The following is a 23,342-nucleotide window of genomic DNA, read 5'->3' on the forward strand; positions in this document are numbered from 1 at the left end:
GCCGCCCCCGCCACCGCCGCCGGAACCGGAGGAGACGCCGGAGGAGACCACCGAACCCCCGGAGACCACCACGCCGACGCCCACGACCACCACAACGACCAAGCCGCCGGGCCCCCGGCAGGTCACCTACTCGGTCACCGGCACCAAATCGCCCGGCGACATCATCTCGGTGACCTACATCGACGCCTCCGGGCGCCGACGCACCCAGCGCAACGTCTACATCCCGTGGTCGATCACGGTCACACCGATCTCCGCCTCGGAGGTCGGGTCGGTGGAGGCGTCCAGCCTGTTCAGGGTCAGTAGGCTCAACTGCTCGATCACCGCCAACGATGGGACCGTGTTGTCCTCGAACACCAACAACGCACCGCAAACGAGTTGCTGATGAATAGATGGAATTCTGTGCGCGCCCGGGTCGTCGGGTCGCCTGCCGACGCCGACCGCATCCTGATCGGGGTCTGCGCGGTCATCTGGCTTGTCCTCTTGGGCACCGGGGTGGCCGCCGTCGTCGCGCTGATCAACCTCGGCACCGGTGGCCACGGTGAGGTGACCCGCAGCAGCCACACCCCGTGGGCGCTGTACATCGTCGCCGTCGTCTCCGCGCTGGTGATCCTCGCGGCGATCCCGGTGCTGCTGCGGGCCCGCCAGGGCGCTGCGCCCCCGCCGCCGGTGCGCCGCCGGGTCGCCGGTGCCCCGCCGGTGGCCTCCGGCCAGGCGGCCGGCGGATCGGCGATCACCGAGAAACTCCGGGTGTTCGACCCGGCCGCCTCCAGCCCCGCCGAACGGGTCTGGCTGCGCGGTTCGGTGCTGTTGGCGATCGCGATGGGGGTGGCGTTGATCGCGGTTGCCATCGCCACCAACCTGATGGCGGTGGGCCGTGACGCCCTGTCGTGGGGCAGCTACGGGGTGGCGGCGCTGATCACCGTGGCGATGCCGGTGATCCCCTGGCTGTATCTACGGCAACTGCACGGGCTTTTGGCCCGGGAGAGGAACGCACGACGATGAGCCTGCCGCCGGGAGCCCTGTCGACCTCACTGCCGAGTTGGCGGGCGCGGGCCTGCTATGCCGCCGTCCACCGGATGGTCGCGCCGGTGCTCTACCGCTATCTGCGCGACGGCGAGTCCGCGGCGATGGGGGACCGGATGGTCACCGCGGGACGCTGGATCCGCAACCTGTCGCGCGCTCAACGGCGCCGCCCCTACGCGCGGCGCCTCGACATCACCCGCGACATCGTCGACGGGGTGGTGGTGGAGATGGTCCGGGCCCCCGGCTGCAGCGCCGGGCTGCGTGACGGCGCGATCCTGTACTTCCACGGCGGGGGGTTCTTTGTCGGCGGGCTGGATTCGCATCTGCACGTGATGGCGATCCTGTCGCGACGCACCGGGCTGCCGGTCGTCCACGTCGAATACCGGCAATACCCCGACGTGCGGGTGGACGGTTCGGTCGCGGACTGTCTGGCCGCCTACCGATGGCTGCTGGCGCAGGGCACCGACCCGCAGACCGTGGTGCTTGCCGGGGACTCCGCCGGCGGTTTTCTGGCGTTCGCCACCGTCCTTGCCGCCCAACAACAGTCGCTGCCGACACCGGCGGGGGTGGTGGGGATTTCGCCGCTGCTCGACATCGACTGCGCTGTTCGTGACACCCACCCGAACTCGGCGCTGGACCCGCTGATCCGGGCGGCGGCGCTGCCGTTGATCATGGAGCACGCGCGGGTCCTCGACGGTGTGGCCGACCCGTCGCCGGTCAACGGCGATCTGAGTGCGTTTCCGCCGTCGCTGATCATCGCCGCCGACAGTGAGACACTGCGCTGCGACGCCGAACGCATGTACACCGCGCTCATCGACGCCGGGCGGGTCTGCGTGTTGAAGGTGTGGCCGCGGCAGGTGCACGCCTTCCCCGCGCTCTTCCCGTTCCTGCCGGAGAGCAAGGTCGCCTTCGACCACATCGCCCAGTTCGTCGCCGAACGGCTCGCCGTCGCCCACGCCGCCGCTTAACGGGGGAGCGCCTAACGGGCGAGCGCGAGCCCAGCGGCGTGAGTCCCGTGAGGTCCCGCGAAAGGTTTGTGCACTCAGGGCGGTCGGCATCGCCGTTTCGCCGCCCTGGTTGCACAAACCCCGTTGCGCAACACCCTGGTTAGCCCGGTGCGGGCACCCCGTCAGCCGGAGCGCAGCTGCGGGGCATCAGCCCGCCAGCCCGGGGCCCGCCGGGTCACTCCTCGTCGTCGTCCTGGTGATCGCGCAGGGCGGTGAGAGCCCGCTGCTCGGAGGCGTGCTCGGCCTCGCGCAGCGCGGTGTCCTCGCTGACCGGGTCGGCGAACAGGAAGCTGCCGGTGCCGGGGGAGCCGGCCGAGCCGAGCTTGTTCATCCTCTTGGGCACCGGGGCGCCCTGGTACTCCAGCGGGATCGGGTGCCCGTGCTCGTCGACCGGCCCCAGCGGCTGGTGCATCTCGACGTAGGCACCGTGCGGCAGACGCTTGATGATGCCGGTCTCCACACCGTGCTCGAGCACCGCGCGGTCGCTGCGCTGCAGCCCGACACACCAGCGGTAGGCGGCGAAGAACATGATCGGCGGCAGCACCACCATGCCGATGCGCCCGATCCAGGTGGTGGCGTTCAGCGAGATGTGGAACTTCCACGCGATGATGTCGTTCATCGCCGCGAGCGTCAGGATCATGTAGAAGGTGATCGCCATGACACCCAGGCCGGTGCGCACCGGAACGTCCCGCGGCCGCTGCAGCAGGTTGTGGTGCGCGGCGTCGCCGCTGAAGCGGCGCTCCAGGAACGGGTAGATCGCCAGCAGCACGAAGATCACACCCATGATCAACGCCACCCAGACCGATCCGGGGATGGTGTAGGGCCCGATGTAGATCTCCCACGCCGGCACCAGACGGGCCATGCCCTCGGTCCACATCATGTAGAAGTCCGGCTGGCTACCCGCCGAGATCTGCGACGGCTTGTAGGGCCCCAGGTTCCAGATCGCGTTGATCTGCATCAACCCGCCCATCAGGCCGAGCACACCGGCGGTCATCGCGAAGAACGCACCGGATTTGATCGCGAACACCGGCATCACCCGCACACCGACCACGTTGCGTTCGGTACGCCCAGGCCCGGGGAACTGGGTGTGCTTCTGGAACCACACCAGCGCCAGGTGCACCCCGATCAACGCCAGGATGATGCCCGGGATCAGCAGGATGTGCAGCGCGTAGAGCCGCGGGATGATGATGTCGCCGGGGAAGTCACCGCCGAACAGCGCCCAGTGCAACCAGGTGCCGATCACCGGCATCCCCAGCGTGATCGACGACAGCGCCGCACGCAGCCCGATACCCGACAGCAGGTCATCGGGCAGCGAGTAGCCGAAGTAGCCCTCGAACATCGCCAGGATCAGCAGCAGCGAACCGATCACCCAGTTGGCCTCGCGCGGGCGGCGGAAGGCGCCGGTGAAGAACACCCGAGCGAGGTGGACCATGATCGCCGCGGCGAACATCAGCGCCGCCCAGTGGTGGACCTGGCGGACGAACAGCCCGCCACGCACCTCGAAGGAGATGTTGAGCGCGGTCTCATACGCCCGCGACATCTGCACCCCGCGCAGCGGCTGGTAGGAGCCGTTGTAGACCACCTCGGCCATCGACGGGTCGAAGAACAGCGTCAGATACACCCCGGTGATCAGCAGGATGACGAAGCTGTACAGCGCGATCTCACCGAGCAGGAACGACCAGTGCGTCGGGAAGACCTTGTTGAGCTGGCGGCGCAGCGCTCCCGACGGGTGGTAGCGGACGTCGGCGGCGTGCCCCTGGGCGGCCAGCAGGGAGCCGATCTTGGAGGTACTGGTGGAACTCATGAGGTGCGCTCCCAGAATGCCGGACCGACGGGCTCGACGAAGTCACCGTTGGCGACCAGAAACCCGTTTTTGTCGATGGTGATCGGCAGCTGCGCCAGGGCGCGGGCCGCCGGGCCGAACACCGGTTTCGCGAAGTGCAACGCGTCGAACTGCGACTGGTGGCACGGACAGAGAATCCGGTAGGTCTGCTGCTCATACAGCGAGGACGGGCAGCCCAGGTGTGAGCAGATCTTGGTGTAGGCGAACAGGGTGCCGAAGTTGAAGCTCTCCTGCCCCTTGCGATAGGTGACCCGCTTCATGTCGTTGGGCTTGATCCGGATCAACATGACCGGGTTGCGCACCCCCATGGTGATCGCGTGCAGCTTTTCGCGCGACTCCTCGGTGGTGCCGTCGCCGTCGCTCTCCCGCCACGGGAAGACGGTCTCCATCCCGCCGGCGTCGATGTCCTCCGGGCGCATCTTGACGAAAGCCCCGGCACCGTGGGTGCCGGTCGAGCGGGTCAGGTAGATGGTCTCGCCCGGCCGGCGCGGGGTCCAGCCGGAGGTCAGCAGCACCGGCTTGAGTCCGTCGGCGGTCTTGACCACCGGCTTCCACGGGTTCTTGATGAGTCCGCCGAGACCGGCCACCGCGGTGGCCAGCCCGAACGCGCCGGCCCCGATGCCCATCGACAGCCCCAGCAGCTTGCGTCGGCGGATCGTGGAGCCCTCCAGGGCGTCGGTGAGGTTCGCGGCGACCGTCTTGCGGTCGATCTCCGCCGAGCCCTCCCCGGCGCCGTCGTGGCGCTCCTGGATCGAGATCTCCTCCGGGATGAACTTCTTCTGGAACAGCACCGCGCCGATGCCCAGGGCGAGCACCGAGAGCCCGAAGGTCAACCCGTACAGCGGGGTGGTGATGGTGTAGAGGAAGCTGCCGTCCTCGCCCTGGGCCTTGTACTCCCACGGCCAGAACAAGAAGATGACCAGCAGCGCCAGCCCGGCGGCCCCGGCCAGCAGGAACCACAGCGCCACCTGGCGCTCGGCCCGCTTCTCGGCGCGGGTGCCCTCGACCTGCCAGCGCGGCTCTTTGAAGACGGTCTCCACACCGTCGAGGCGGCCACCGAGTTCGACGAGTTCCTCCCGCGACATCGCGGCCAACTCGGCGTCGGTGGGGTGCTCGACGTTGTCGTTGCGTTCGGTCATGCTCGTGCCCCGATCCACATTGCGACGCCGATGACGGCGACCATTCCGACGATCCACATCACCATGCCCTCCGGTGCCGGACCGAAGCCGCCCAAGCCGACCCCGCCGGGGTTGGACTCCTCGGTCACCGACTTGATGTAGGCGATGATGTCGCGCTTCTCGTCGAAGGGGATCTGCCGGTCGGAGAATTTCGGCATGTTCTGCGGCCCGGAGAGCATCGCGGCGAGGATCTGCTGCTCGCTGGAGTCCCCGAGGTCCGGGGCGTACTTGCCGGACGACAGCGCGCCACCCTTGCCGGTGAAGTTGTGGCAGGAGGCGCAGTTCAGCCGGAACAGGTCACCACCGCGGCCGACGTCGTTGCCGCGCAGCGAGGCCTGGGCGATGCTGCCGTCGGCGTCGCGCACCAGCGCCGGGCCACCGCCGTTGGCGGCGATGTAGGCGCTGATCGCGTCGGTCTGGTCGGTGTCGAAGAACGGGTCCTTGCGGGGCGCCTGCGCCTCCCCGCGCACCGCCGGCATCCGGCCGGTCGAGACCTGGAAGTAGGTGGCGGCCTCGCCGACCCCGATCAGGCTCGGCCCGCGGCCCTCCACACCCTGCAGGTTGGCGCCGTGGCAGGACACGCAGGAGGTCTCGAACAGTTCCTTGCCCTTACGCAGCAGCGCCGAGGAGTCCTCGTCGGCGACGGCGACCTGCGGGGTGGGGGTCAGCAACGCCGCCAACCCGCCGGCGAAGGTCAGCGCCATCGCCAGCAGCACCGCTGCGGACAGGCGTCGGCGCAGGCGACGTCGAGAACGATCGGAGATCCCCGATCCGGTGATACGCGGTGTCTTCAACCGAACACTCCTGTTCGTCGGGGGGCTGCTGCTCATCGGATGAAGTAGATAGTGGCGAACAGCGCGATCCACACGATGTCCACGAAGTGCCAGTAGTAGGAGACCACGATGCCCGCGGTGGCCTGCGCCGGGGTGAACTTGCTCATCCGGGTCCGGGCCAGCAGGAACAGGAACGCGACCAGACCACCGATGACGTGCAGGCCGTGGAAGCCGGTGGTGATGTAGAAGACGCTGCCGTAGGCGCTCGAGGAGATCGTGGTGCCGTGGGCGACCAGGTGGTAGTACTCGTAGCCCTGGCCGGCGACGAAGAAGGCCCCCATCAGGAACGTGATGGTGTACCAGCGGCGCAGTCCGAACACGTCGCCGCGTTCGGCGGCGAACACGCCCATCTGGCAGGTGAACGACGAGGCGATCAGCACGAGGGTGACCGGGACGGCCTGGGCCAGGTTCAGTTCGGTGGGCGGCGGCGGCCACTGGTGACCGCCCTGGGCGCGCGCGGTGAAGTACATCGCGAACAGCCCGGCAAAGAACATCAACTCACTGGACAGCCAGACAATGGTGCCCACACTGACCATGTTCGGCCGGTTCAGTGAGTGCACGCGCGATGTGATGGCAGTACCTGAAGTCCCAACAGCGCTCGTCACATCCGCAAGTATGACGCTATGTAGTTGTCAAACTCCACCCGGGTCGCCGAATTGGTCACAAACGTGTCGCGTTCGGCAGGTTTTCAGGCGATTTTCAGCGCATTGCCGTCGGAAGCGCCGGTGACGGCGGCGCGGTGCACGCTTTGGGGGCGGCGGTGCGGCCGTGCGACGATCGGGGCCGTGACCGCCCCGTCCCCGCATCCGGCCCCGTCTCCGTCCCAGCCCCCGTCGTCAGCCGGTGACACCGGCGCCGACCCGTCGTGGGCGCAGATCCTGGGGCGCACCACCACCGGTGTGGATCTGGTGCGCGGGCAGGCCGGCTGGGTGATGGAACAGATCATGACCGGCGCGGCCACCCCCGCGCAGATCGCGGCGTTCGGGGTGTCGATGAAGATGAAAGGGCCGACCTCGGGGGAGGTCGCCGAGCTCGCCGACGTGATGCTCGCCCATGCCCGGCGGATGCCGGCGGAGGCGGTCGGCGCCGACACCGTCGACGTCGTCGGCACCGGCGGTGACGGGGTCAGCACCGTCAACCTGTCGACGATGGCGGCGATCGTCGTCGCCGCGGCCGGCATCCCGGTGGTCAAGCACGGCAACCGGGCCGCGTCCTCGCTCTCCGGCGGGGCCGACACCCTCGAGGCGCTCGGGGTGCGCATCGATCTGCAGCCCGACCAGGTGGCGCGCAGCGTCGCCGAGGTGGGCATCGGGTTCTGTTTCGCCCCCCAGTTCCAGCCGTCCTACCGGCATGCCTCCGCGCCGCGCCGGGAGATCGGGGTGCCCACGGTGTTCAACCTGTTGGGCCCGTTGACCAATCCGGCTCGCCCCCGGGCCGGCCTGATCGGCTGCGCGTTCGCCGAGCTGGCGCCGGTGATGGCCGGGGTGTTCGCCGCCCGCCGCTGCAGTGTGCTGGTGGTGCACGGCGACGACGGACTCGACGAGCTGACCACCACGACGACCAGCACCATCTGGCGGGTGCAGGCCGGGACGGTGGAGAAGGTGACGTTCGATCCGGCCGGGTTCGGGTTTCCCCGCGCCGAACTCGAGCAGCTGCTCGGCGGTGACGCCGAGACCAACGCCGCCGAGGCACGCGCGGTGTTAGCCGGTGTGGCGGGTCCGGTGCGCGACGCGGTCATCCTCAACGCCGCCGGGGCGATGGTCGCCCACGCCGGACTGGTCAGCGCCGCGGAGTGGCTGCCGGCCTGGGAGGACGGGCTGAGCCGCGCGGCCGCGGCGATCGACACCGGCGCGGCCGAACAGTTGCTCGCGCGTTGGGTGCGGTTCGGTCAGCAGCTCTGAGGAGCCGCCGGCCCGGGCGGGGGCCTGCTCGGCGGCGAGCCGAGCCGACCGGGCGGTGGCCGCCCACGCCGACCACCGGCCCGCGCCCGCCCGCGGCGCGGACCACCCCTGGTCGCCGTCCACCCGGACCAGCCGCACCCCGGGGGCGCTGAGCCAGCGGACGATCAGCGCGGTCTCCTCGACCAGCGCCCCGCCCAGCGGGGCCGCCTCGACCAGCACCGTCTGGGCGGCTGCCCGCAGGGCATCGACCACCGGCAACGGCGGCACCCCGCGCGGGGCGGAGCCGGCGGCGGCGAGCCGGCCGTACCGGATGACCGCGAGATGCCAGCCGCCGGCGCCGTCGGGTGCGGCGGCCACCATCTCCGGTACCGCCGCGAGGGCGCGCAGCCGCTGACCGCGGTCGAGCATCTCCACCGCGGTGGCCAGCCGATCGCGCAGCCGGGCGGCCCGCTCGTAGCGGTGCCCGGCGGCGAGGGACTCGACCTGGGCCACCCCGGCCGCCAGCGCGGCGTCGTCGGCGCCGTCGATGAGGGCGGCGGCGCGCTGCACCGCCGCGGCGTAGCCGACCCGGTCGGTGCCGTCGGGGGTGGGGCAACCGGCCAGCTCGTGCGGCGGGCAGTGGTGCACGGCGCTGCGGGCGAGCCGGCGGGTGCAGGTGCGCAACCCGGTCAGCTGCGCCAGCAGCTCCGCGGTGGCCAGCGCCTCGACCCGGGACCGGAACGGCCCCACCGCGCGGTCATGGTGCGGGGCACGCACCGCCGACAGTCGCGGAAACGGCTCGGCGGACAGCACCAGCCACCACCAGCGCCGAGGGAACTTCGACCGACGGTTATACGGCGGGGCGTGAGCGGCCAGCAGCCGCAGCTCGGCGACCCCGGCCTCCAGCCGGTGGGCGCACGCGACATGGTCGACCCGGTCGGCCAGCCTGACCATCTCGGTCATCCGGACACGCGGGTCGGCCCCGGTGAAGTACTGGCCGACCCGGCGCCGCAGGTTGGTGGCGGTCCCGATATAGAGGACCTCCCCGGAGGCGGCCCGGAACAGATACACCCCCGGGTCCGGGGGCAGGTGCGCGGCGAGCACGCGTTTACGCCGCTGCGCCGCGGTGACCGTCGACCGGTAGCCGCGCAGGTCGCCGTAGGTGCGCACGCCCTGGTTGCCGACCCGCTCGATCAGGCCGTGCAGCACCTCCACGGTCGCCCGGGCGTCGTCGAGGGCGCGGTGGGTGGGTTGGTTGCTCACCCCGAACAGTCGGGCCAGCGCGGCCAACCGCACACTGGGCGCCTCGTCGCGGGGGAGGATGCGGCGCGCCAGCCGGACGGTGCACAGCACCGGCGGGTTCGGCCAGGGCTGGGCGCAGCGCTCCGCGGCGCTGCGCAGGAATCCCACGTCGAAGCCGGCGTTGTGGGCGACCAGCACGGTGTCCGTGTCGGACCCGCCGAACCCGGCGAACTCCCACAGCATCGGCAGCACCACCTCGATCGGCGGGGCGTCGCGCACCATCGCGGTGGTGATCCCGGTCAGCTCGGCGATGCGCGGCGGGATGCCTCGGCGCGGGTCGACCAAGGTGGCGAACTCGCCGAGCACCCGCCCGCCGCGCACCTTGACCGCGCCGACCTCGGTGATCGCATCCGAGCCCGCACCGCCGGTGGTCTCCAGGTCGACGACGACGAAAGTGGTCGCGGCCAGCGGTTGCTCATCGAGCGCCTCGGCGGCCGAGACGGCGCCCAGGGTGCCCGGCGTGCCCACGCCGGGCAGGCTGAGCTGTTCGGCGTCGTCGGCACCCACAGCGTCGACGGTAGGCGCGGCCCCCGACACCCCGGTGGGCCCACCGCGCTCCGGTGGTCTGGGCCCGATCGATGAGGCTAAATGTCAGAGGGCGGCGCTAACGTCCGCAACACGTTGTTCACCTGCAGAAAGGACACGATCGTGGCCGAGGACCGGTTCACCGAGGAGACCGCCGCCGACCTGCCCGCCGCGGCGGGTGCGCCGCCGGGCGACCCGATGGTGATCGACTGCGACGACTGCGCGGTGCGCGGCCTCGCATGTCGCGACTGCGTGGTCAGTGTGTTGCTCGGTGAGCCGCAGACGCTGCTCGACGACGAGCGGGCGGCGCTGGCGGTGCTCGCCGAGGCCGGCATGGCGCCGCGCCTGCGGCTGGTGCCTATTCGGGATCAGCGCGCATCTGGGGTAGCCTGAACCGGCGTGGGACCCGGTTCAGCTCGGGGTGCTTGGTAAAGTTGCCCGCCCTGCTGGACAGGACCGATACCGTTTCGTAACCTATTCGTGACCTGAGTTCGATCGACGGCACATGCACGACTCGGCTGGGTGAGTCCGGCGTCGGCGGCATGGATTGACAGCAGTGTGAGGAAGTACATCTTGAGGCTGGACTGGATGCACCGGACCTTGCGCGGAATCAGGCGACCCCTCATCGCGACCGTAGCCGGTCTGACGGTGGCATCCGGAGCGGTGGCGGCCGGCGTGGGCGCCGACCCCGCTGACGACGCGTTGACCAAGCTCAACGAGCTGTCCCGGCAGGCCGAACAAACCACCGAAGCGATGCACGCCGCCCAGATCGACCTCGACGAGAAGCTCGCCGCCCAGCAGGACGCCGAGGAGCAGCACGACAAAGACCTCGCCGCCGCCGAGTCGGCGCGCAACCAGCTCACCGGCTACCAGGAGGCGGTCGACGGATTCGCCGTCGCCATGTACATGGGCGGGCACACCGACGGTCTCGACGCGATCTTGACCGCCAGCTCCCCGCAGTCGATGATCGACAAACTCTCCGTCCAGCAGGTGATGGGCACCGAGATGGAAACCCAGATGACGGGCTTCCGGGAGGCCGGGGCACGCGCCGACAAGGCCGAAGAGGCCTCGGCCGCCTCGGCCGCGGAGGCCAAGGCCGCCGCCGACGAGGCCGCCGAGGTGCGCACCGGCCTGCAGTCCAAGGCACGGGAACTGCGGACCCAGATCGCGATCGTCAAAGCCCAGTACCTGGCGCTGAGCCCGGTGCAGCGCACCGCGATGGCCGACGTCGGGCCGCCGCCGGAGGCGCTGCCGGCACCCGAGGCGCTGCCCGGCGGGCCACCGGACGCGCTGATCCCCGGTCCCGGCGGCGGTTCGGGCGCCGGCGCGGTGGCCGTGCAGGCCGCGCTCACCCGCGTGGGTTCGCCGTACTCGTGGGGCGGCTCGGGCCCCGGCGCCTTCGACTGCTCCGGGCTGGTGATGTGGGCCTTCCAGCAGGCGGGCATCGCCCTGCCGCATTCCAGTTACGCGATGGCCGCCGGCGGCCAGCCGGTCTCGCTGTCGGAGTTGCAGCCCGGTGACGTGCTCAGCTTCTACTCCGATGCCTCACACGTCGGCCTCTACATCGGCGACGGGATGATCGTGCACGCCTCCACCTACGGAGTTCCGGTCGCGGTGGTGCCGATGACCGCGTCGGGCCCGATCTACAACGCCCGCCGTTACTGATCGGCGGCTGGCCGCGGCGCTGCTGGCCGCGGTGCTGCTGACCGAGTTGATCGCCGGGTCGGCCATGATCGGCCGCGCCGACCGGCCGGTCGCGCCCGCCTCGCCACGCACCCTCACCATCACGGGGGCCCCCGACGACACCTCCGGCCTGGCCGCGCGGGTGCGCGCGAGCATGGACACCGCGATCGCCGCGGTACAGCAGTTCTGGGGCACCGACTGGCCCGAGCGGATCCGGGTGCAGCTCACCGCGACCGGTGCGGAATTCGCCGCCGCCGCCGGCGTCCCGGTCAGCGCCGATACCGCCGCGGTCACCGTCGCCGCCGCCGTCGACCCGTCGCGGGGCCATGTCGCCGGGCAGCGCATCGTGCTGGCGCCGGGCGCGGCGCGGCTCAGTGCGGGCGCGCTGCAGATAGTGCTGACCCACGAGTTGTTCCACTACGCGACCCGCGCGGCCACCGCCCTCGACGCGCCCCGCTGGCTCACCGAAGGGGTGGCCGACTACGTGGCCCGCCCGGCCACACCGGTACCGGACGCTGCGGTGCTGCGCCTACCCACCGACGCCGATCTCGACGGGCCGGACCGTGCCGGAGCCTACGACCGGGCCTGGTGGTTCGCCCGGTTCGTCGCCGAACGCTACGGCCCGCAGCGGCTGCGGGCGCTGTATCGCGACGCCTGCGGGGTCGACCACACAGGTGTGGACCGCGCCGTACGGCGCACGCTCGGGGCCGGGCTGCCGGTCGTTCTCGCCGCATGGCGGCAGTGGGGCGGCCAACCGGCGGGTGCGGCGAACCCGACCCGTCCGCCACGTTAGCCTGACCGCTGTGACCCGGGTGCTGCTGGTAACCAATGACTTTCCGCCCAGACCCGGCGGTATCCAGTCCTATCTGCAGGAATTCGTGGTCCGACTGGTCAGCGCCGGTCTCGACGAGGTGACCGTCTACGCCCCGCGCTGGAAGGGCGCCCACGGGTTCGACACCGACGCCGGGTACCGGGTGGTACGTCACCCGGGGACCCTGATGCTGCCTACACCGCGGGTAGCGGACCGGATGAGTCGGCTCATCGCCGAGCACGCGATCGACACCGTGTGGTTCGGGGCCGCGGCCCCGCTGGGCCTGCTGGCTCCGGCCGCGCGGCGGGCCGGGGCGAGCAGGGTGGTGGCCAGCACCCACGGCCACGAGGTCGGATGGTCGATGCTGCCCGCCGCCCGGTCGGTGCTGCGGCGCATCGGTGACCACGCCGACGTGGTCACGTTCGTCAGCCACTACACCCGCGGCCGCTTCGCCAGCGCGTTCGGTCCCGACGCCGCGCTGGAGCATCTTCCGCCCGGCGTCGACACCGGCCGGTTCGCTCCCGACCCGGCCGGACGGGACGCGTTGCGCGCCCGCTACCGGCTGGGACAACGTCCGGTCGTGGTGTGCCTGTCGCGGCTGGTGCCGCGCAAGGGCCAGGACATGCTGATCCGGGCCTGGCCGCAGATCGGTGCGCGCGTCGACGGAGCCGCGCTGGTGATCGTCGGCGGCGGGCCGTACCGCGCGACGCTGCAGCGGTTGGCTGAGCAGGTCGGGGTGAGCGATTCGGTGGTGTTCACCGGCGGAGTTCCGTGGGCCGAACTGCCCACCCACCACGCCATGGCCGACGTGTTCGCGATGCCGTGCCGCACCCGCGGCGCGGGCCTCGACGTCGAGGGGCTGGGCATCGTGTTCCTGGAGGCATCAGCCAGTGGTGTCGCGGTGGTGGCCGGAGATTCCGGTGGAGCCCCGGAAACGGTGCAGCACAAAACAACCGGGTTGATCGTCGACGGACGCTCGGTGGACCAGATCGGCGCGGCCGTCGGTGATCTGCTGGCCAATCCCGGCCGAGCCGCCGCGATGGGAGCCGCCGGGCGGGCGTGGGCGCGTGACACCTGGCGTTGGGATGCGCTCACCGCCAGGCTCTCCGAGCTGTTGGCGGGCTGAGTGGTGGCTCAGTGCTTCCCGCGCCGACGGGTTTCGCCGGGGGTGACCGTCTCGCCGTAGATCGCGGCGACGTCGTCGGCGAACTTCTCCAGCACCACGTTGCGTTTCAGCTTCATCGTCGGGGTGAGCTCACCGGTCTCCTCGGTGAAGTCGACCGGAAGGATTCGGAACTTGCGGATCGATTCCGCGTGGGAGACCGCCAGATTGGCCTGTTTGATCGCGGTGTCGACCTCACTGGTCAGATCGGGGTCCTCCGCGAGGTCGCCGACCGAGGCGTCGGCGTCCTTGCCGTTGCGCTGTTTCCAGCCGGTGAACGCCTCCGGGTCGATGGTGACCAACGCCCCGATGAACGGTTTGGCGTCTCCGACGGCCATCGCCTGACTGATCAGCGGATGCGAACGCAACTGGTCCTCGAGCACCGCGGGCGCCACGTTCTTGCCGCCGGCGGTGACGATGATCTCTTTTTTGCGGCCGGTGATCGTCAGGAATCCTTCGTCGTCGACCGCGCCGAGATCCCCGGTTTTGAACCAACCGTCGACGATGGCATCGGCGGTGGCCTCGTCGTTCTTCCAGTAGCCGTCGAACACCACCCCGCCGCGCACCAGCAACTCACCGTCCTCTGAGATGCGCATGCTGTTGCCCGGCAACAACTTTCCAACGGTACCGATCTTGAACGCGTCGATTTGGTTGACGGTGATCGCCGCGCTGGTCTCGGTCAGCCCGTAGCCTTCGTAGATGGTCAGGCCCACACCCCGGTAGAAGTGCCCCAGCCACTTGCCCAGCGGCCCGCCGCCGGAGATCGAGGCACGACAGTCGCCGCCCAGGGCGCTGCGCAGCTTGTGGTAGACGAGCTTGTCGAACACGGCGTGCTTGGCGCGCAGCCACAGTCCCGGCCCGCCCTCGTCGTGGGCCTTGCTCCAGGCCACCGCGGTCTCGGCGGCCATGGTGAAGATGCGGCCCTTGCCGTCGTCGGCGGCGTTCTGGGCGGCGGTGTTGTACACCTTCTCGAACACCCGCGGCACCGACACCACCACGGTCGGCTTGAACGCGGCGAACATCGGCACCAGGTTCTTGATGTCGCTGGTGAACCCGACGGTGACCTTGCTGGCGACACAGGCCAACGTGATGGCGCGGGCCAGCACGTGCGCCAGCGGCAGGAAGGTCAGCAACCGCTCACCCGGACGCAGCAACGTCGGCAGCACTTCACTGGCACCGCGCGCCTCGTAGAGCAGGTTGGCGTGGGTGAGCTGACATCCCTTGGGGCGACCGGTGGTTCCGGAGGTGTAGATCAACGTGGCCGGGGCATCGGAGCGCACCGCGTCGTTGCGCTCGGCGACCGCACCGTCCTCGATCTTCTCGCCGGCGGCGGTGAGCTGCTCGACGGCGCCGGGGGAGCCGTCGATCACCAGTACCTGCCGCAACTCCGGCAGCGTGTCGGCCAGCTCGGCGACGGTGTCGGCATGGGTGTCGGTCTCGACGATCGCCACCACCGCACCGGAGTCCTGCAGCACCCAGCGCACCTGTTCGGCCGAGGAGGTCTCATAGATCGGCACCGTCACCGCGCCGATCGCCAGGATCGCCAGGTCGAGCACCGCCCACTCGTAGCGGGTGGCCGACAGCACCGCCACCCGGTCGCCGGGCCGCACCTCCAAGCCGATCAGGCCGCGCGCGAGCGCCCGGATCTGCGTGACCGCGTCCGCACACGTCACATCGGTCCAGGAGCCGTCGACCAGGCGCTGGAAGAACACATAGCCGGGGTCGGTGCGTTCGTGCTCGAAGACTGCGGCGGCAATGTTGTCGTGCTCGTCGACGCGGAACGGCGCCGGGACGGTGAATTCAGGCACGTTGCTGACCTCTCCAACATCGTGGCGGGCGGCTTGCCGCCAGCCTAGTCGGCATCGGTGTGACGGTGTTCACCTTGGTCGGTGTCACGGTCGGTGTCACGGTCGGACCACGGTATGTGAAGCTGGACCGGTGAACAGCATCCAGGTCGCCGACGAGACATTCATCGCCGCCTCGCCGGCGGTGGTCGGCGCCGCGGTCGGCGACCCGGCCAGTTGGCGTCGATGGTGGCCGGATCTGCGGCTGACCGTGGTCGAAGACCGTGCCGACAAGGGCGTCCGGTGGACGGTGCACGGTCCGCTGGTGGGCACCATGGAGATCTGGTTGGAGCCGTGCCTCGACGGGGTGCTGCTGCACTATTTCCTGCACGCCGAGCCGGCCGGGGTGTCGGCGTCCCGGCTGGCCAAGCTGAACCTGGCCGCGATGAACCATCGACGCCGGGTGGCGGGCAAGACGATGTCCTTCGAGGTCAAACAGAACCTGGAGTCGGCCCGGCCGATCGGTGTGGCACCGCTGGCCTGACCGGGGTGGCGCCGAATCGGGCAGGGTAGCGTTTGCGACGAAAACAGCGGGAACGCGCAGGCAGGGAGCAGGAAGCAGCGACGTGACGGACAAGACGGCACAGATCATCTACATCGAGGCCGAGCCGGAAGCGGTGATGGATGTCATCGCCGACATCGGCTCCTACCCGCAATGGGTCTCGGAGTACAAGCAGGCCGAGGTGATCGAGGCCGACGCCGACGGGTACCCGAAGACGGCGCGGCTGCAGCTCGACGCCGCGGTCATCAAAGACACCATGGTGTTGTCCTACCAGTGGGCGTCGGATCGGCGTTCGGTGCACTGGACCCTGGTCTCCAGTTCCCTGCTGCGAGCCCTCGATGGCGCATACTTGTTGACGCCGAAGGGATCCGGCACGGAAGTGACCTACGAGCTCTCGGTGGACCTGATGGTGCCGATGATCGGCTTGCTCAAGCGTAAAGCCGAGCGCCGGCTCACCGACACGGCGTTGAAGGACCTGAAGAAACGAGTCGAAGCTGAGTCAGACCAGTGAGGCGGTGAGCGCCGGAAGTCCCGAGCCGGCCCGCATCAGCCTGTTCGTCGGCAAGGGGGGAGTCGGCAAATCCACCCTGGCGGCGGCGACCGCCGTGCGCGACGCGGCCGCCGGGGACCGGGTGCTGCTGGTCTCCACCGACCAGGCCCACTCGCTCGGCGATGTCCTCGGTGTGCCGGTGGCCACCGGCGGCGCCGACCCGATCCCGGTCGTCATCGACGACACCGCCGCCGACGTCGGATCGCTCGACGCGCTGGCCCTGGACACCCTCGGCCTGCTGGAGGCGCAGTGGCGCCGGGTGGTCGAGGTGATCGACGCACGGTTCCCCGACTCGGAGCTCGGCCAGATCGCGCCGGAGGAACTCTCGGCGATGCCCGGCGTGCAGGAAGTGCTCGGCCTGCACCAGGTGGCCGTGCTCGCTGACAGCGGGCGCTGGGACCGGGTCGTGGTGGACTGCGCCTCGACCGCCGACGCGCTGCGGATGCTGACCCTGCCCGGAACCTTCGGGCTGTATGTGGAGCGGGCTTGGCCGCGGCATCGCCGGTTGTCCGCCGCCGACGGCACTTCAGCGGCGCTGGTCGAGGTGTTCGAGCGCCTCACCGATGGGGTGGACCGGCTCACCGCGGTGCTCACCGACGGGCAGCGGGTCGCCGCGCACCTGGTGCTCACCGCCGAACGGGTGGTGGCCGCCGAGGCGGTGCGCACCCTGGGGTCGTTGTCGCTGATGGGCGTGCGGGTCGCGGAGATGATCGTCAACCAGGTTCTGGTGCAAGACAATTCCTACGAATACAGCAACCTGCCGGCCCATCCGGCGTTCGACTGGTACGCCGAGCGGATCGCCGAACAGCGGATGGTGCTCGCCGACCTCGACGCCGCGATCGGCGAGGCGCAGCTGGTGCTGACCCCGCACCTGGCCGGCGAGCCGATCGGGCCGAAGTCGCTGGCGGATCTGTTGGCCGCCGCACGCCGGCGGGACGGGTCGTCGCTGCCGGGCCCGGTGGCGCCGGTCGTCGACCGGGAATCGGGATCGGGATTGGAGGCGGTCTACCGCCTGCGACTAGAGTTACCTCAGGTCGACCCCGGTTCGCTGACGTTGGGCAGGGTCGACGATGACCTGATCATCGGCGCCGGCGGTGTGCGACGCCGGGTCCGGCTGGCCTCCGTGCTGCGTCGCTGCACGGTGATCGACGCCGCCCTGCGTGGCACCGAGCTGACGGTGCGTTTCCGACCGAATCCGGAGGTGTGGCCAGCGTGACCGGCACGCACCCCGACGTGGGGCCCGAACTGCGCCGTCTGGCGCGCTCCATCCTCGACGGTATCGATCCGGGGCTGCGCGCGGTGGCGGCGATGGCCGCGGCCAGCGACCCGGGCAAGTGCCAGCAGGTGTGGTGCCCGGTGTGCGCGCTGGCGGCCCTGATCAACGGCGAACAGCATCCCCTGCTGGAGGTGATCGGCGAGCACAGTGTTGCGCTGTTGACGGTGATCCGCGCGCTGATCGACAACGCCGACGCCGCCACCGACCCGCCACCGCCGGACGGCGGGCCGGGCGGCTCCGATGCGCCCCGGCGCGGCTATGAGCACATCCCGGTTTCGGTCGAAGAGTAAACCGGAGGCTGGCCGCCGCCGGTTCGGCGAGTAAAGTTAGCCCGAAGGAACAGGCATCGGTCGACGGGCGATCAGGAGGGTCCATGTGGTATTGGCTGTTCAAGTACATCTTCATGGGCCCATTGCTCAGCTTGCTGGGCCGGCCGAAAGTTGAAGGCCTCGAGCATGTTCCCGCGTCGGGGGCGGTGATTTTAGCCAGCAACCACCTGGCGGTGGCCGACAGTTTCTTCCTGCCCCTGGTAGTGCGTCGGCGGATCACGTTCCTGGCGAAAGCGGAGTACTTCACCGGCACCGGGCTCAAGGGCTGGTTCACCCGCTGGTTCTACAGCGTCTCCGGCCAGGTGCCGATCGACCGCACCGACGCCGACGCCGCGCAGGCCGCCCTCGACACCGCCAAGCGACTGCTCGACGAGGGCAAACTGCTCGGCATGTACCCCGAAGGCACCCGGTCGCCCGACGGTCGGCTCTACAAGGGCAAGACCGGGCTGGCACGGCTGGCGTTGGAGACCGGCATCCCGGTGATCCCGGTGGCGATGATCGGCACCGACGTCGTCAACCCCCCGGGCAGCAAGATGTGGCATTTCGGCCGGGTCACGGTGCGCTTCGGCAAGCCGATGGACTTCACCCGCTTCGAAGGGCTCGGCGGTAACCGGTTCATCGAACGGGCCGTCATCGACGAGGTCATGTACGAGTTGATGGGGCTGTCGGGCCAGGAGTACGTCGACATCTACGCCGCCAGCGTCAAGGACGGCACCCAACAGCCGCCGGCAGAGGACCCCGCCGAGCGCATCTCGGAGACAATGGCGGGCTGAAGAGCGGCCGAAAGGCCGGTTGAGAGCCGCTGAGCCGGTTGGGGCCGGTTGAGGCCTCCCGATCGTCGTCGCATGCCCCCCGATACGGTGCGGCGGTCCACGAGCCGCACGTTTGCGTGCGTCCACCGCGTGAATCCGCCGCCCGAATTCGCGCAGAAACGTGAGTCTGGTGGGGCGCGGCCCGCGGTCTGGTGGGGCGCGGCCCGCGGTCTGGTGGGCGTGCGGCCCGCGGCCCGGTCGCCAACCCGCCCCGGGCGGTGTTCAGGTGCCGGCCGGGACCGGCTCCGCGGCCGGTGCGGTGTCCGCGGAGCGTCGTGGTCGCACGGCGGTGGCCGCCAGCAGCGCCAGCGCCCACCACACGTATGCCAGGCCGGCGACCTGGCGCCACCACGCGGCGTCGGCCTCGTGGTTCTCCGGCAGCAGCACCAGCATCGGCGGGCACACCATGATCGCCGTGCCCACCACCGCGAGCACCCCCATCGTGACGCTGCGCCGGCGGTAGCCCACCACCGCGGCGACCACCACCGCCGGCAGCGCCCACACCCAGTGATGCGACCACGACACCGGCGAGACCACCAGCCCGAACAACGCGATGCAGATCAGGCCCAGGGCGGGCTGGTCGGCGCGCAGAGCGCGCCGCGCGGCGACCAGCGCCAGTATCAGCACCAGCACCGAGCCGATCAGCCACACGGTGGTGCGGTCCGCGGCGCTCAACCCGATCCGGGCCAGCGCCCCGGCGATGTTCTGGTTGGTGTTCAACGTGGCCCCACCGATGCGGTCGGTGTTGCGCACGGTGTGCGTCCAGTACTCCAGCGAATCCTGGCGGGCCAGCACCATCGCCAGCAGCGTCGCCCCCGCCAGCGACACCGCGGTCGTCGCGATCGCGCGGGTGTCCCGGCGCAGCAGGAAGAACAGCACGAACACCGCCGGGGTCAGCTTCAGCGCGATCGCGAACCCCAGCAGCAGCCCGCGCGGCCACGGCGTGCGCCGCGGCAGACAGTCGGCGATCACCAACGCCATCAGCACCACGTTGATCTGGCCGAACGAGAAGTTCGACCGGATCGGTTCGAAGGCGATCACGGTCGGGGTGACCAGCGCCGCGGCCACCCACGTCCGTCGCCACCAGGCCGGTCCCGGCACCGCCACCGACGTCGGCCAGACGTCGAGGCTGGTCAACACCACCGTCACCGAGACGATCAACAACACCAGCGTCACCGCGGTGATCACCGCGGTCGCCACCGGCAGCGGCATCACGGCGAACGGGCTGAACACGATGGCGGCCAGCGGCGGATAGGTGAACGGCAGGTTCAGTCCGCTGCGGGTGGCGAACAGCACCCCGTCGGTGTAGAGCGGTTGGCCGTCCAGCCAGGCCCGCCCGCCCATGCGGTACACGTCGATGTCGATGCGGTAGGGCCAGTGGGTCAGCACCCACCAACTCGCCGCGGCCAGCGCCACCGCGGTGATCACCTGAAAGATCCGCCACGCCACCCGCTCGCGCTGCATGCCCCCGTCGGGCGACCGCCGTCTGCTCATGGTGCCCCACACACTATCGGGGTCGGCGCAGCCGGTCGGTGCGGCGACGCGCCGGAGCGGGCCGCCTGCGGCCCGCCGGTCCGGCGGGCTACGTTTTCCTCATGCTCGACTGGTTTCGCCAGGACATCGTCGACGGTGGCCGCCTGCCGTTGCTGTGCTGCCTGGTCGCGTTCCTGGCGACCTTTCTGATCACCCGCATCACCGTGCGCTACATCCGCAACCAGAACGCCGCGGGAGCGCGCCCACGCTGGTGGCAGCCGCGCAACGTGCATCTGGGCACCAAACACATCCATCACGTGGTGTTCGGGGTGGTGCTGGTGCTGGTCTCGGGGGTCGGGCTGGTCGTCGTCGCCGGCAGCGGCCACGAGCTGGCGGTCTCGGTTGCCGCGATCGGCTTCGGGATCGGTGCTGCGCTGGTGCTCGACGAATACGCGCTGATCCTGCACCTCGCCGACGTCTACTGGGAGGAGGACGGGCGCACCTCGGTGGACGCGGTGTTCGCCGCCACCGCGGTGACCGGGCTGCTGGTCCTCGGTTTTCATCCGCTGACGTTTCTGCTGTCGCTGTGGCACGACACGTCGTCGCTGATCGTGCAGGTCGGGGTGTTCTCCAGCCTGGTGCTGGCGCTGCCGCTGGCGGTGGTGGTGCTGTTCAAGGGCAAGGTGTGGACCGGCCTGGTCGGGATGTTCTTCTTTCCGCTGCTGGTGATCGGCGCGGTCCGGCTCTCCCGGCCGCACGCCCCGTGGGCCCGGTGGCGCTACCACGGCCGGCCGCAGACCATGCGCCGCGCCCTGGAGCGGGAACGGCAGCTGCGCCGGCCGGTGGTGCGGGCCAAACTCTGGCTGCAGGACGCCATCGCCGGGCGTCCCCAGGTCCACGACGACGTCACCGTCACCGCCGCGGTCAACCGGGAGGTCCGGGTGGCCTCGGCGCCGACCGAGCCGATCATGATCCGGCGGATCCGCCCCACCCGGGCCCCGTCGGCGGCGGCCGACCGGGCCGCAGCGGCCCCGACGGTGCCGATCGCCCGGCTGCGCACCCCCGGGGAGGACCCCCGGTGATGCGGCCGTGAGGTACTTCTACGACACCGAATTCATCGATGACGGGCACACCATCGAGCTGATCTCGATCGGGGTGATCGCCGAGGATGGACGCGAGTACTACGCGGTGTCCACCGAGTTCGACCCGCAGCGCGCCGGTCGCTGGGTGCGCACTCACGTGCTGCCGAAGCTGCCGTCGCCGGCGGCGACGGTGTGGCGCTCCCGGCGCCAGATCCGCACCGACCTCGAAGCGTTCTTCGGCGTCGACGGCGACGAGCCGATCGAGTTGTGGGCCTGGATCGGCGCCTACGACCACGTGGTGCTCTGCCAATTGTGGGGGGCCATGCCGGCGCTGCCGGCGTCGATGCCGCGGTTCACCCACGAACTGCGCCAACTCTGGGAGGACCGCGGCAAGCCGACGCTGCCGCCGCGGTCACCCGACGCGCACGACGCCCTCGTCGACGCCCGCGACCAGCTGCGACGGTACCGGGTCATCGCCGAGTCGGGCCGGGGCTGAGCCGCCCACCGCGGCCCACCGGGTCACCGCGTGGCCCGGTTACCATGGTCGGGTGAACTGGACCGTTGACGTACCGATCGAGCAGCTGCCCACGCTGCCGCCTCTGGCGGAACACCAGCGTGAGAAGCTGGATGCGGCGCTGGCCAAACCGGCCGCCCAGCAGCCGACCTGGCCGGCCGACTCCGCCGCGGCGATGCGCACCGTGCTCGAGAGCGTGCCGCCGATCACGGTGCCCTCCGAGGTGACCCGCCTGCACGAGCAGCTGGCCCAGGTGGCTCGCGGTGAGGCGTTCTTGCTGCAGGGCGGCGACTGCGCGGAGACGTTCGTCGACAACACCGAACCGCACATCAAGGCCAACATCCGCACCCTGCTGCAGATGGCGGTGGTGCTCACCTACGGCGCGTCGATGCCGGTGGTCAAGGTGGCCCGGATCGCCGGACAGTACGCCAAACCGCGCTCCGCCGACGTCGACGCCCTGGGGCTGCGCTCCTACCGCGGCGACATGGTCAACAGCCTGGTCGCCGACGCCGCCGCCCGCGAACACGACCCGTCCCGGCTGGTCCGCGCCTACGCCAACGCCAGCGCCGCGATGAACCTGGTGCGCGCGCTGACCTCCTCCGGGCTGGCCTCGCTGGACCTGGTGCACGACTGGAACCGCGAGTTCGTGCGGACCTCGCCGGCGGGTGCCCGCTACGAGGCGCTGGCCGGCGAGATCGACCGCGCACTGAAGTTCATGAGCGCCTGCGGGGTCGCCGACCGCGAGTTGCAGACCGCCGAGATCTACGCCAGCCACGAGGCGCTGGTGTTGGACTACGAACGCGCCATGCTGCGGTTGGGTGAGGTCGGCGCGGGTGGGGCCGACCGGGCGCTGTTCGACCTGTCGGCGCACTACCTGTGGATCGGGGACCGCACCCGCCAACTCGACGGGGCGCACGTGGCGTTCGCCGAGGTGATCGCCAACCCGATCGGGATCAAACTGGGCCCGGCCACCTCCCCGGAGCTGGCCGTGGAGTACGTCGAGCGGCTCGACGCGCACAACACCCCGGGGCGGTTGACGCTGGTCAGCCGGATGGGCAACGGCAAGGTGCGCGATCTGCTGCCGCCGATCATCGAGAAGGTTCAGGCCACCGGCCATCAGGTGATCTGGCAGTGCGACCCCATGCACGGCAACACCCATGAGGCGTCCACCGGGCACAAGACCCGCCACTTCGACCGCATCGTCGACGAGGTGCAGGGCTTCTTCGAGGTGCACCGCGAACTCGGCACCCATCCCGGCGGCATCCACGTCGAGATCACCGGCGAGGACGTCACCGAATGCCTCGGCGGGGCCCAGGACATCTCCGACACCGATCTGGCGGGTCGCTACGAGACCGCGTGTGACCCCCGGCTGAACACCCAGCAGTCGCTGGAGTTGGCGTTTCTGGTCGCCGAGATGCTGCGCGACTGACGCCACGGAGCGGGCGGGCTACAACAGCCCCGCCAGGTTGGTGCCGAGGGTCCAGCCGCCGGCCCCGGCCAGCCCGGTCGCGGCCAGCACCAGCGCCAGCGCGATCAGCACCCGGCGCCGGGACCGCTGGCGCTGCCACGCGAATTCGCTCATCGCGATCCCGGCGAACTGCTCAACCTCCGGCTCGGCGTCGGCGAACGTCTCCGGCTCGGGGTCCGCGTCGGCCCACTCGGCCACCTCGAAGGTGAACTGCCGGGTGGGGTTGGGGCCGCCCGGAGGCGCGG

At 70.5% G+C, this 23,342-nt stretch carries 22 protein-coding genes and 2 pseudogenes; 16 read left to right on the forward strand and 8 right to left on the reverse strand.

Annotation, left to right across the window (positions count from 1 at the left end):
• From B8W67_RS17330 to B8W67_RS17340, 3 genes are all read left to right on the forward strand, one after another.
• The coding region (locus B8W67_RS17330; RefSeq protein WP_234806809.1) for an MmpS family transport accessory protein at positions 1–382 on the forward strand (382 nt) is incomplete at its 5' end.
• A complete protein-coding gene (locus B8W67_RS17335) occupies positions 382–1,002 on the forward strand; it encodes a DUF2561 family protein (protein ID WP_372507481.1) in 621 nt (206 codons plus the stop codon). The genes B8W67_RS17330 and B8W67_RS17335, both read left to right, overlap by 1 nt.
• Positions 999–1,991 (forward strand): alpha/beta hydrolase, encoded by a 993-nt coding sequence (locus B8W67_RS17340; protein ID WP_069393535.1) that lies wholly within the window; start codon positions 999–1,001, stop codon positions 1,989–1,991. The genes B8W67_RS17335 and B8W67_RS17340 overlap by 4 nt, the downstream gene beginning before the upstream one ends.
• A 214-nt stretch (positions 1,992–2,205) precedes the next feature.
• Here B8W67_RS17340 and qcrB read toward each other — a convergent pair whose 3' ends face one another.
• Genes qcrB through ctaE form a run of 4 tightly spaced genes read right to left on the reverse strand, consistent with a single transcriptional unit; the run spans position 2,206 to position 6,489 of the window.
• A complete protein-coding gene (gene qcrB / locus B8W67_RS17345; RefSeq protein ID WP_069393534.1) occupies positions 2,206–3,834 on the reverse strand; it encodes a cytochrome bc1 complex cytochrome b subunit in 1,629 nt (542 codons plus the stop codon).
• Positions 3,831–5,012 (reverse strand): cytochrome bc1 complex Rieske iron-sulfur subunit, encoded by a 1,182-nt coding sequence (qcrA, locus tag B8W67_RS17350; protein ID WP_069393533.1) that lies wholly within the window; start codon positions 5,010–5,012, stop codon positions 3,831–3,833. The genes qcrB and qcrA overlap by 4 nt, the downstream gene beginning before the upstream one ends.
• Entirely contained in the window at positions 5,009–5,881 is an 873-nt protein-coding gene (gene qcrC / locus B8W67_RS17355; RefSeq protein ID WP_084229025.1) for a cytochrome bc1 complex diheme cytochrome c subunit, read from the reverse strand. Before qcrC ends, qcrA begins: the two co-directional genes overlap by 4 nt.
• Positions 5,878–6,489: an aa3-type cytochrome oxidase subunit III gene (gene ctaE, locus B8W67_RS17360; protein ID WP_085305303.1), complete on the reverse strand. Its 612-nt coding sequence runs from the start codon at positions 6,487–6,489 to the stop codon at positions 5,878–5,880. Before ctaE ends, qcrC begins: the two co-directional genes overlap by 4 nt.
• Before the next feature lie 270 nt (positions 6,490–6,759).
• Here ctaE and trpD point away from each other — a divergent pair, with 270 nt between their 5' ends.
• Positions 6,760–7,785 (forward strand): anthranilate phosphoribosyltransferase, encoded by a 1,026-nt coding sequence (gene trpD / locus B8W67_RS17365; RefSeq protein WP_234793991.1) that lies wholly within the window; start codon positions 6,760–6,762, stop codon positions 7,783–7,785.
• A gap of 36 nt (positions 7,786–7,821) precedes the next feature.
• Here the strand turns inward: trpD and B8W67_RS21435 are convergent.
• Positions 7,822–9,603 (reverse strand): annotated as a pseudogene (locus B8W67_RS21435) (DEDD exonuclease domain-containing protein); the annotation flags it as partial.
• Positions 9,604–9,789: 186 nt separating this feature from the next.
• Between B8W67_RS21435 and B8W67_RS17375 the strand changes: the two are divergent.
• From B8W67_RS17375 to B8W67_RS17390, 4 genes are all read left to right on the forward strand, one after another.
• Positions 9,790–9,984 (forward strand): hypothetical protein, encoded by a 195-nt coding sequence (locus B8W67_RS17375; protein ID WP_069393555.1) that lies wholly within the window; start codon positions 9,790–9,792, stop codon positions 9,982–9,984.
• A gap of 180 nt (positions 9,985–10,164) precedes the next feature.
• On the forward strand, positions 10,165–11,256 hold the full coding sequence (ripC, locus tag B8W67_RS17380) for a peptidoglycan hydrolase RipC (protein WP_069393531.1): 1,092 nt from the start codon (positions 10,165–10,167) through the stop codon (positions 11,254–11,256).
• 19 nt (positions 11,257–11,275) lie between these two features.
• Positions 11,276–12,067, forward strand: coding sequence for a hypothetical protein (locus B8W67_RS17385; RefSeq protein ID WP_085305307.1), 792 nt, complete (start codon positions 11,276–11,278; stop codon positions 12,065–12,067).
• 10 nt (positions 12,068–12,077) lie between these two features.
• Entirely contained in the window at positions 12,078–13,211 is a 1,134-nt protein-coding gene (locus tag B8W67_RS17390) for a glycosyltransferase family 4 protein (RefSeq protein WP_085305309.1), read from the forward strand.
• 8 nt (positions 13,212–13,219) lie between these two features.
• Here B8W67_RS17390 and B8W67_RS17395 read toward each other — a convergent pair whose 3' ends face one another.
• Positions 13,220–15,055, reverse strand: coding sequence for an AMP-dependent synthetase/ligase (locus tag B8W67_RS17395; protein WP_069393529.1), 1,836 nt, complete (start codon positions 15,053–15,055; stop codon positions 13,220–13,222).
• Between the two features lie 130 nt (positions 15,056–15,185).
• On the opposite strand from B8W67_RS17395, the gene B8W67_RS17400 reads away from it, so the two are divergent.
• The 5 genes from B8W67_RS17400 to B8W67_RS17420 all read left to right on the forward strand — a co-directional run bounded on the left by B8W67_RS17400 (position 15,186) and on the right by B8W67_RS17420 (position 18,521).
• Positions 15,186–15,575 carry an SRPBCC family protein gene (locus B8W67_RS17400; RefSeq protein ID WP_069393528.1) on the forward strand — a complete coding sequence of 130 codons (390 nt, stop codon included), beginning with the start codon at positions 15,186–15,188 and terminating at the stop codon, positions 15,573–15,575.
• A gap of 82 nt (positions 15,576–15,657) precedes the next feature.
• Positions 15,658–16,104: an SRPBCC family protein gene (locus B8W67_RS17405; RefSeq protein WP_085305311.1), complete on the forward strand. Its 447-nt coding sequence runs from the start codon at positions 15,658–15,660 to the stop codon at positions 16,102–16,104.
• A gap of 4 nt (positions 16,105–16,108) precedes the next feature.
• A complete protein-coding gene (locus B8W67_RS17410; RefSeq protein WP_085305313.1) occupies positions 16,109–17,359 on the forward strand; it encodes an ArsA family ATPase in 1,251 nt (416 codons plus the stop codon).
• Positions 17,356–17,709 carry a hypothetical protein gene (locus B8W67_RS17415; RefSeq protein WP_069393553.1) on the forward strand — a complete coding sequence of 118 codons (354 nt, stop codon included), beginning with the start codon at positions 17,356–17,358 and terminating at the stop codon, positions 17,707–17,709. The genes B8W67_RS17410 and B8W67_RS17415 overlap by 4 nt, the downstream gene beginning before the upstream one ends.
• 83 nt (positions 17,710–17,792) lie before the next feature.
• Positions 17,793–18,521: a lysophospholipid acyltransferase family protein gene (locus B8W67_RS17420; RefSeq protein WP_069393525.1), complete on the forward strand. Its 729-nt coding sequence runs from the start codon at positions 17,793–17,795 to the stop codon at positions 18,519–18,521.
• A 261-nt stretch (positions 18,522–18,782) separates the two neighbouring features.
• Here B8W67_RS17420 and B8W67_RS17425 read toward each other — a convergent pair whose 3' ends face one another.
• Positions 18,783–20,054 carry a glycosyltransferase 87 family protein gene (locus B8W67_RS17425; protein ID WP_085305316.1) on the reverse strand — a complete coding sequence of 424 codons (1,272 nt, stop codon included), beginning with the start codon at positions 20,052–20,054 and terminating at the stop codon, positions 18,783–18,785.
• 101 nt (positions 20,055–20,155) lie between these two features.
• On the opposite strand from B8W67_RS17425, the gene B8W67_RS17430 reads away from it, so the two are divergent.
• The 3 genes from B8W67_RS17430 to B8W67_RS17440 are packed head-to-tail and all read left to right on the forward strand — an operon-like array spanning position 20,156 to position 23,058.
• Positions 20,156–21,115, forward strand: a complete 960-nt coding sequence (locus B8W67_RS17430; protein WP_085305318.1) for a hypothetical protein — start codon at positions 20,156–20,158, stop codon at positions 21,113–21,115.
• 7 nt (positions 21,116–21,122) lie between these two features.
• On the forward strand, positions 21,123–21,611 hold the full coding sequence (locus B8W67_RS17435) for a polyadenylate-specific 3'-exoribonuclease AS (protein ID WP_085305320.1): 489 nt from the start codon (positions 21,123–21,125) through the stop codon (positions 21,609–21,611).
• A 52-nt stretch (positions 21,612–21,663) separates the two neighbouring features.
• Complete coding sequence (locus B8W67_RS17440) at positions 21,664–23,058, forward strand: class II 3-deoxy-7-phosphoheptulonate synthase (protein WP_069393521.1); 1,395 nt, start codon at positions 21,664–21,666, stop codon at positions 23,056–23,058.
• Between the two features lie 18 nt (positions 23,059–23,076).
• Here B8W67_RS17440 and B8W67_RS20990 read toward each other — a convergent pair.
• Positions 23,077–23,342 (reverse strand): annotated as a pseudogene (locus B8W67_RS20990) (protein kinase domain-containing protein); the annotation flags it as partial.

The sequence above is a fragment of the Mycolicibacillus koreensis genome (genome assembly GCF_002104795.1).
Taxonomy (GTDB): domain Bacteria; phylum Actinomycetota; class Actinomycetes; order Mycobacteriales; family Mycobacteriaceae; genus Mycobacterium; species Mycobacterium koreense.

Excerpts from the sequence above, each read along its gene's own strand:
- B8W67_RS17420 (WP_069393525.1), top strand. The coding sequence starts at position 17,793 with ATGTGGTATTGGCTGTTCAAGTACATCTTCATGGGCCCATTGCTCAGC.
- B8W67_RS17430 (WP_085305318.1), top strand. The coding sequence starts at position 20,156 with ATGCTCGACTGGTTTCGCCAGGACATCGTCGACGGTGGCCGCCTGCCG.
- qcrC (WP_084229025.1), bottom strand. The coding sequence starts at position 5,881 with ATGAGCAGCAGCCCCCCGACGAACAGGAGTGTTCGGTTGAAGACACCG.
- B8W67_RS17425 (WP_085305316.1), bottom strand. The coding sequence starts at position 20,054 with ATGAGCAGACGGCGGTCGCCCGACGGGGGCATGCAGCGCGAGCGGGTG.
- qcrB (WP_069393534.1), bottom strand. The coding sequence starts at position 3,834 with ATGAGTTCCACCAGTACCTCCAAGATCGGCTCCCTGCTGGCCGCCCAG.
- B8W67_RS17340 (WP_069393535.1), top strand. The coding sequence starts at position 999 with ATGAGCCTGCCGCCGGGAGCCCTGTCGACCTCACTGCCGAGTTGGCGG.
- B8W67_RS17375 (WP_069393555.1), top strand. The coding sequence starts at position 9,790 with ATGGTGATCGACTGCGACGACTGCGCGGTGCGCGGCCTCGCATGTCGC.
- B8W67_RS17335 (WP_372507481.1), top strand. The coding sequence starts at position 382 with ATGAATAGATGGAATTCTGTGCGCGCCCGGGTCGTCGGGTCGCCTGCC.
- qcrA (WP_069393533.1), bottom strand. The coding sequence starts at position 5,012 with ATGACCGAACGCAACGACAACGTCGAGCACCCCACCGACGCCGAGTTG.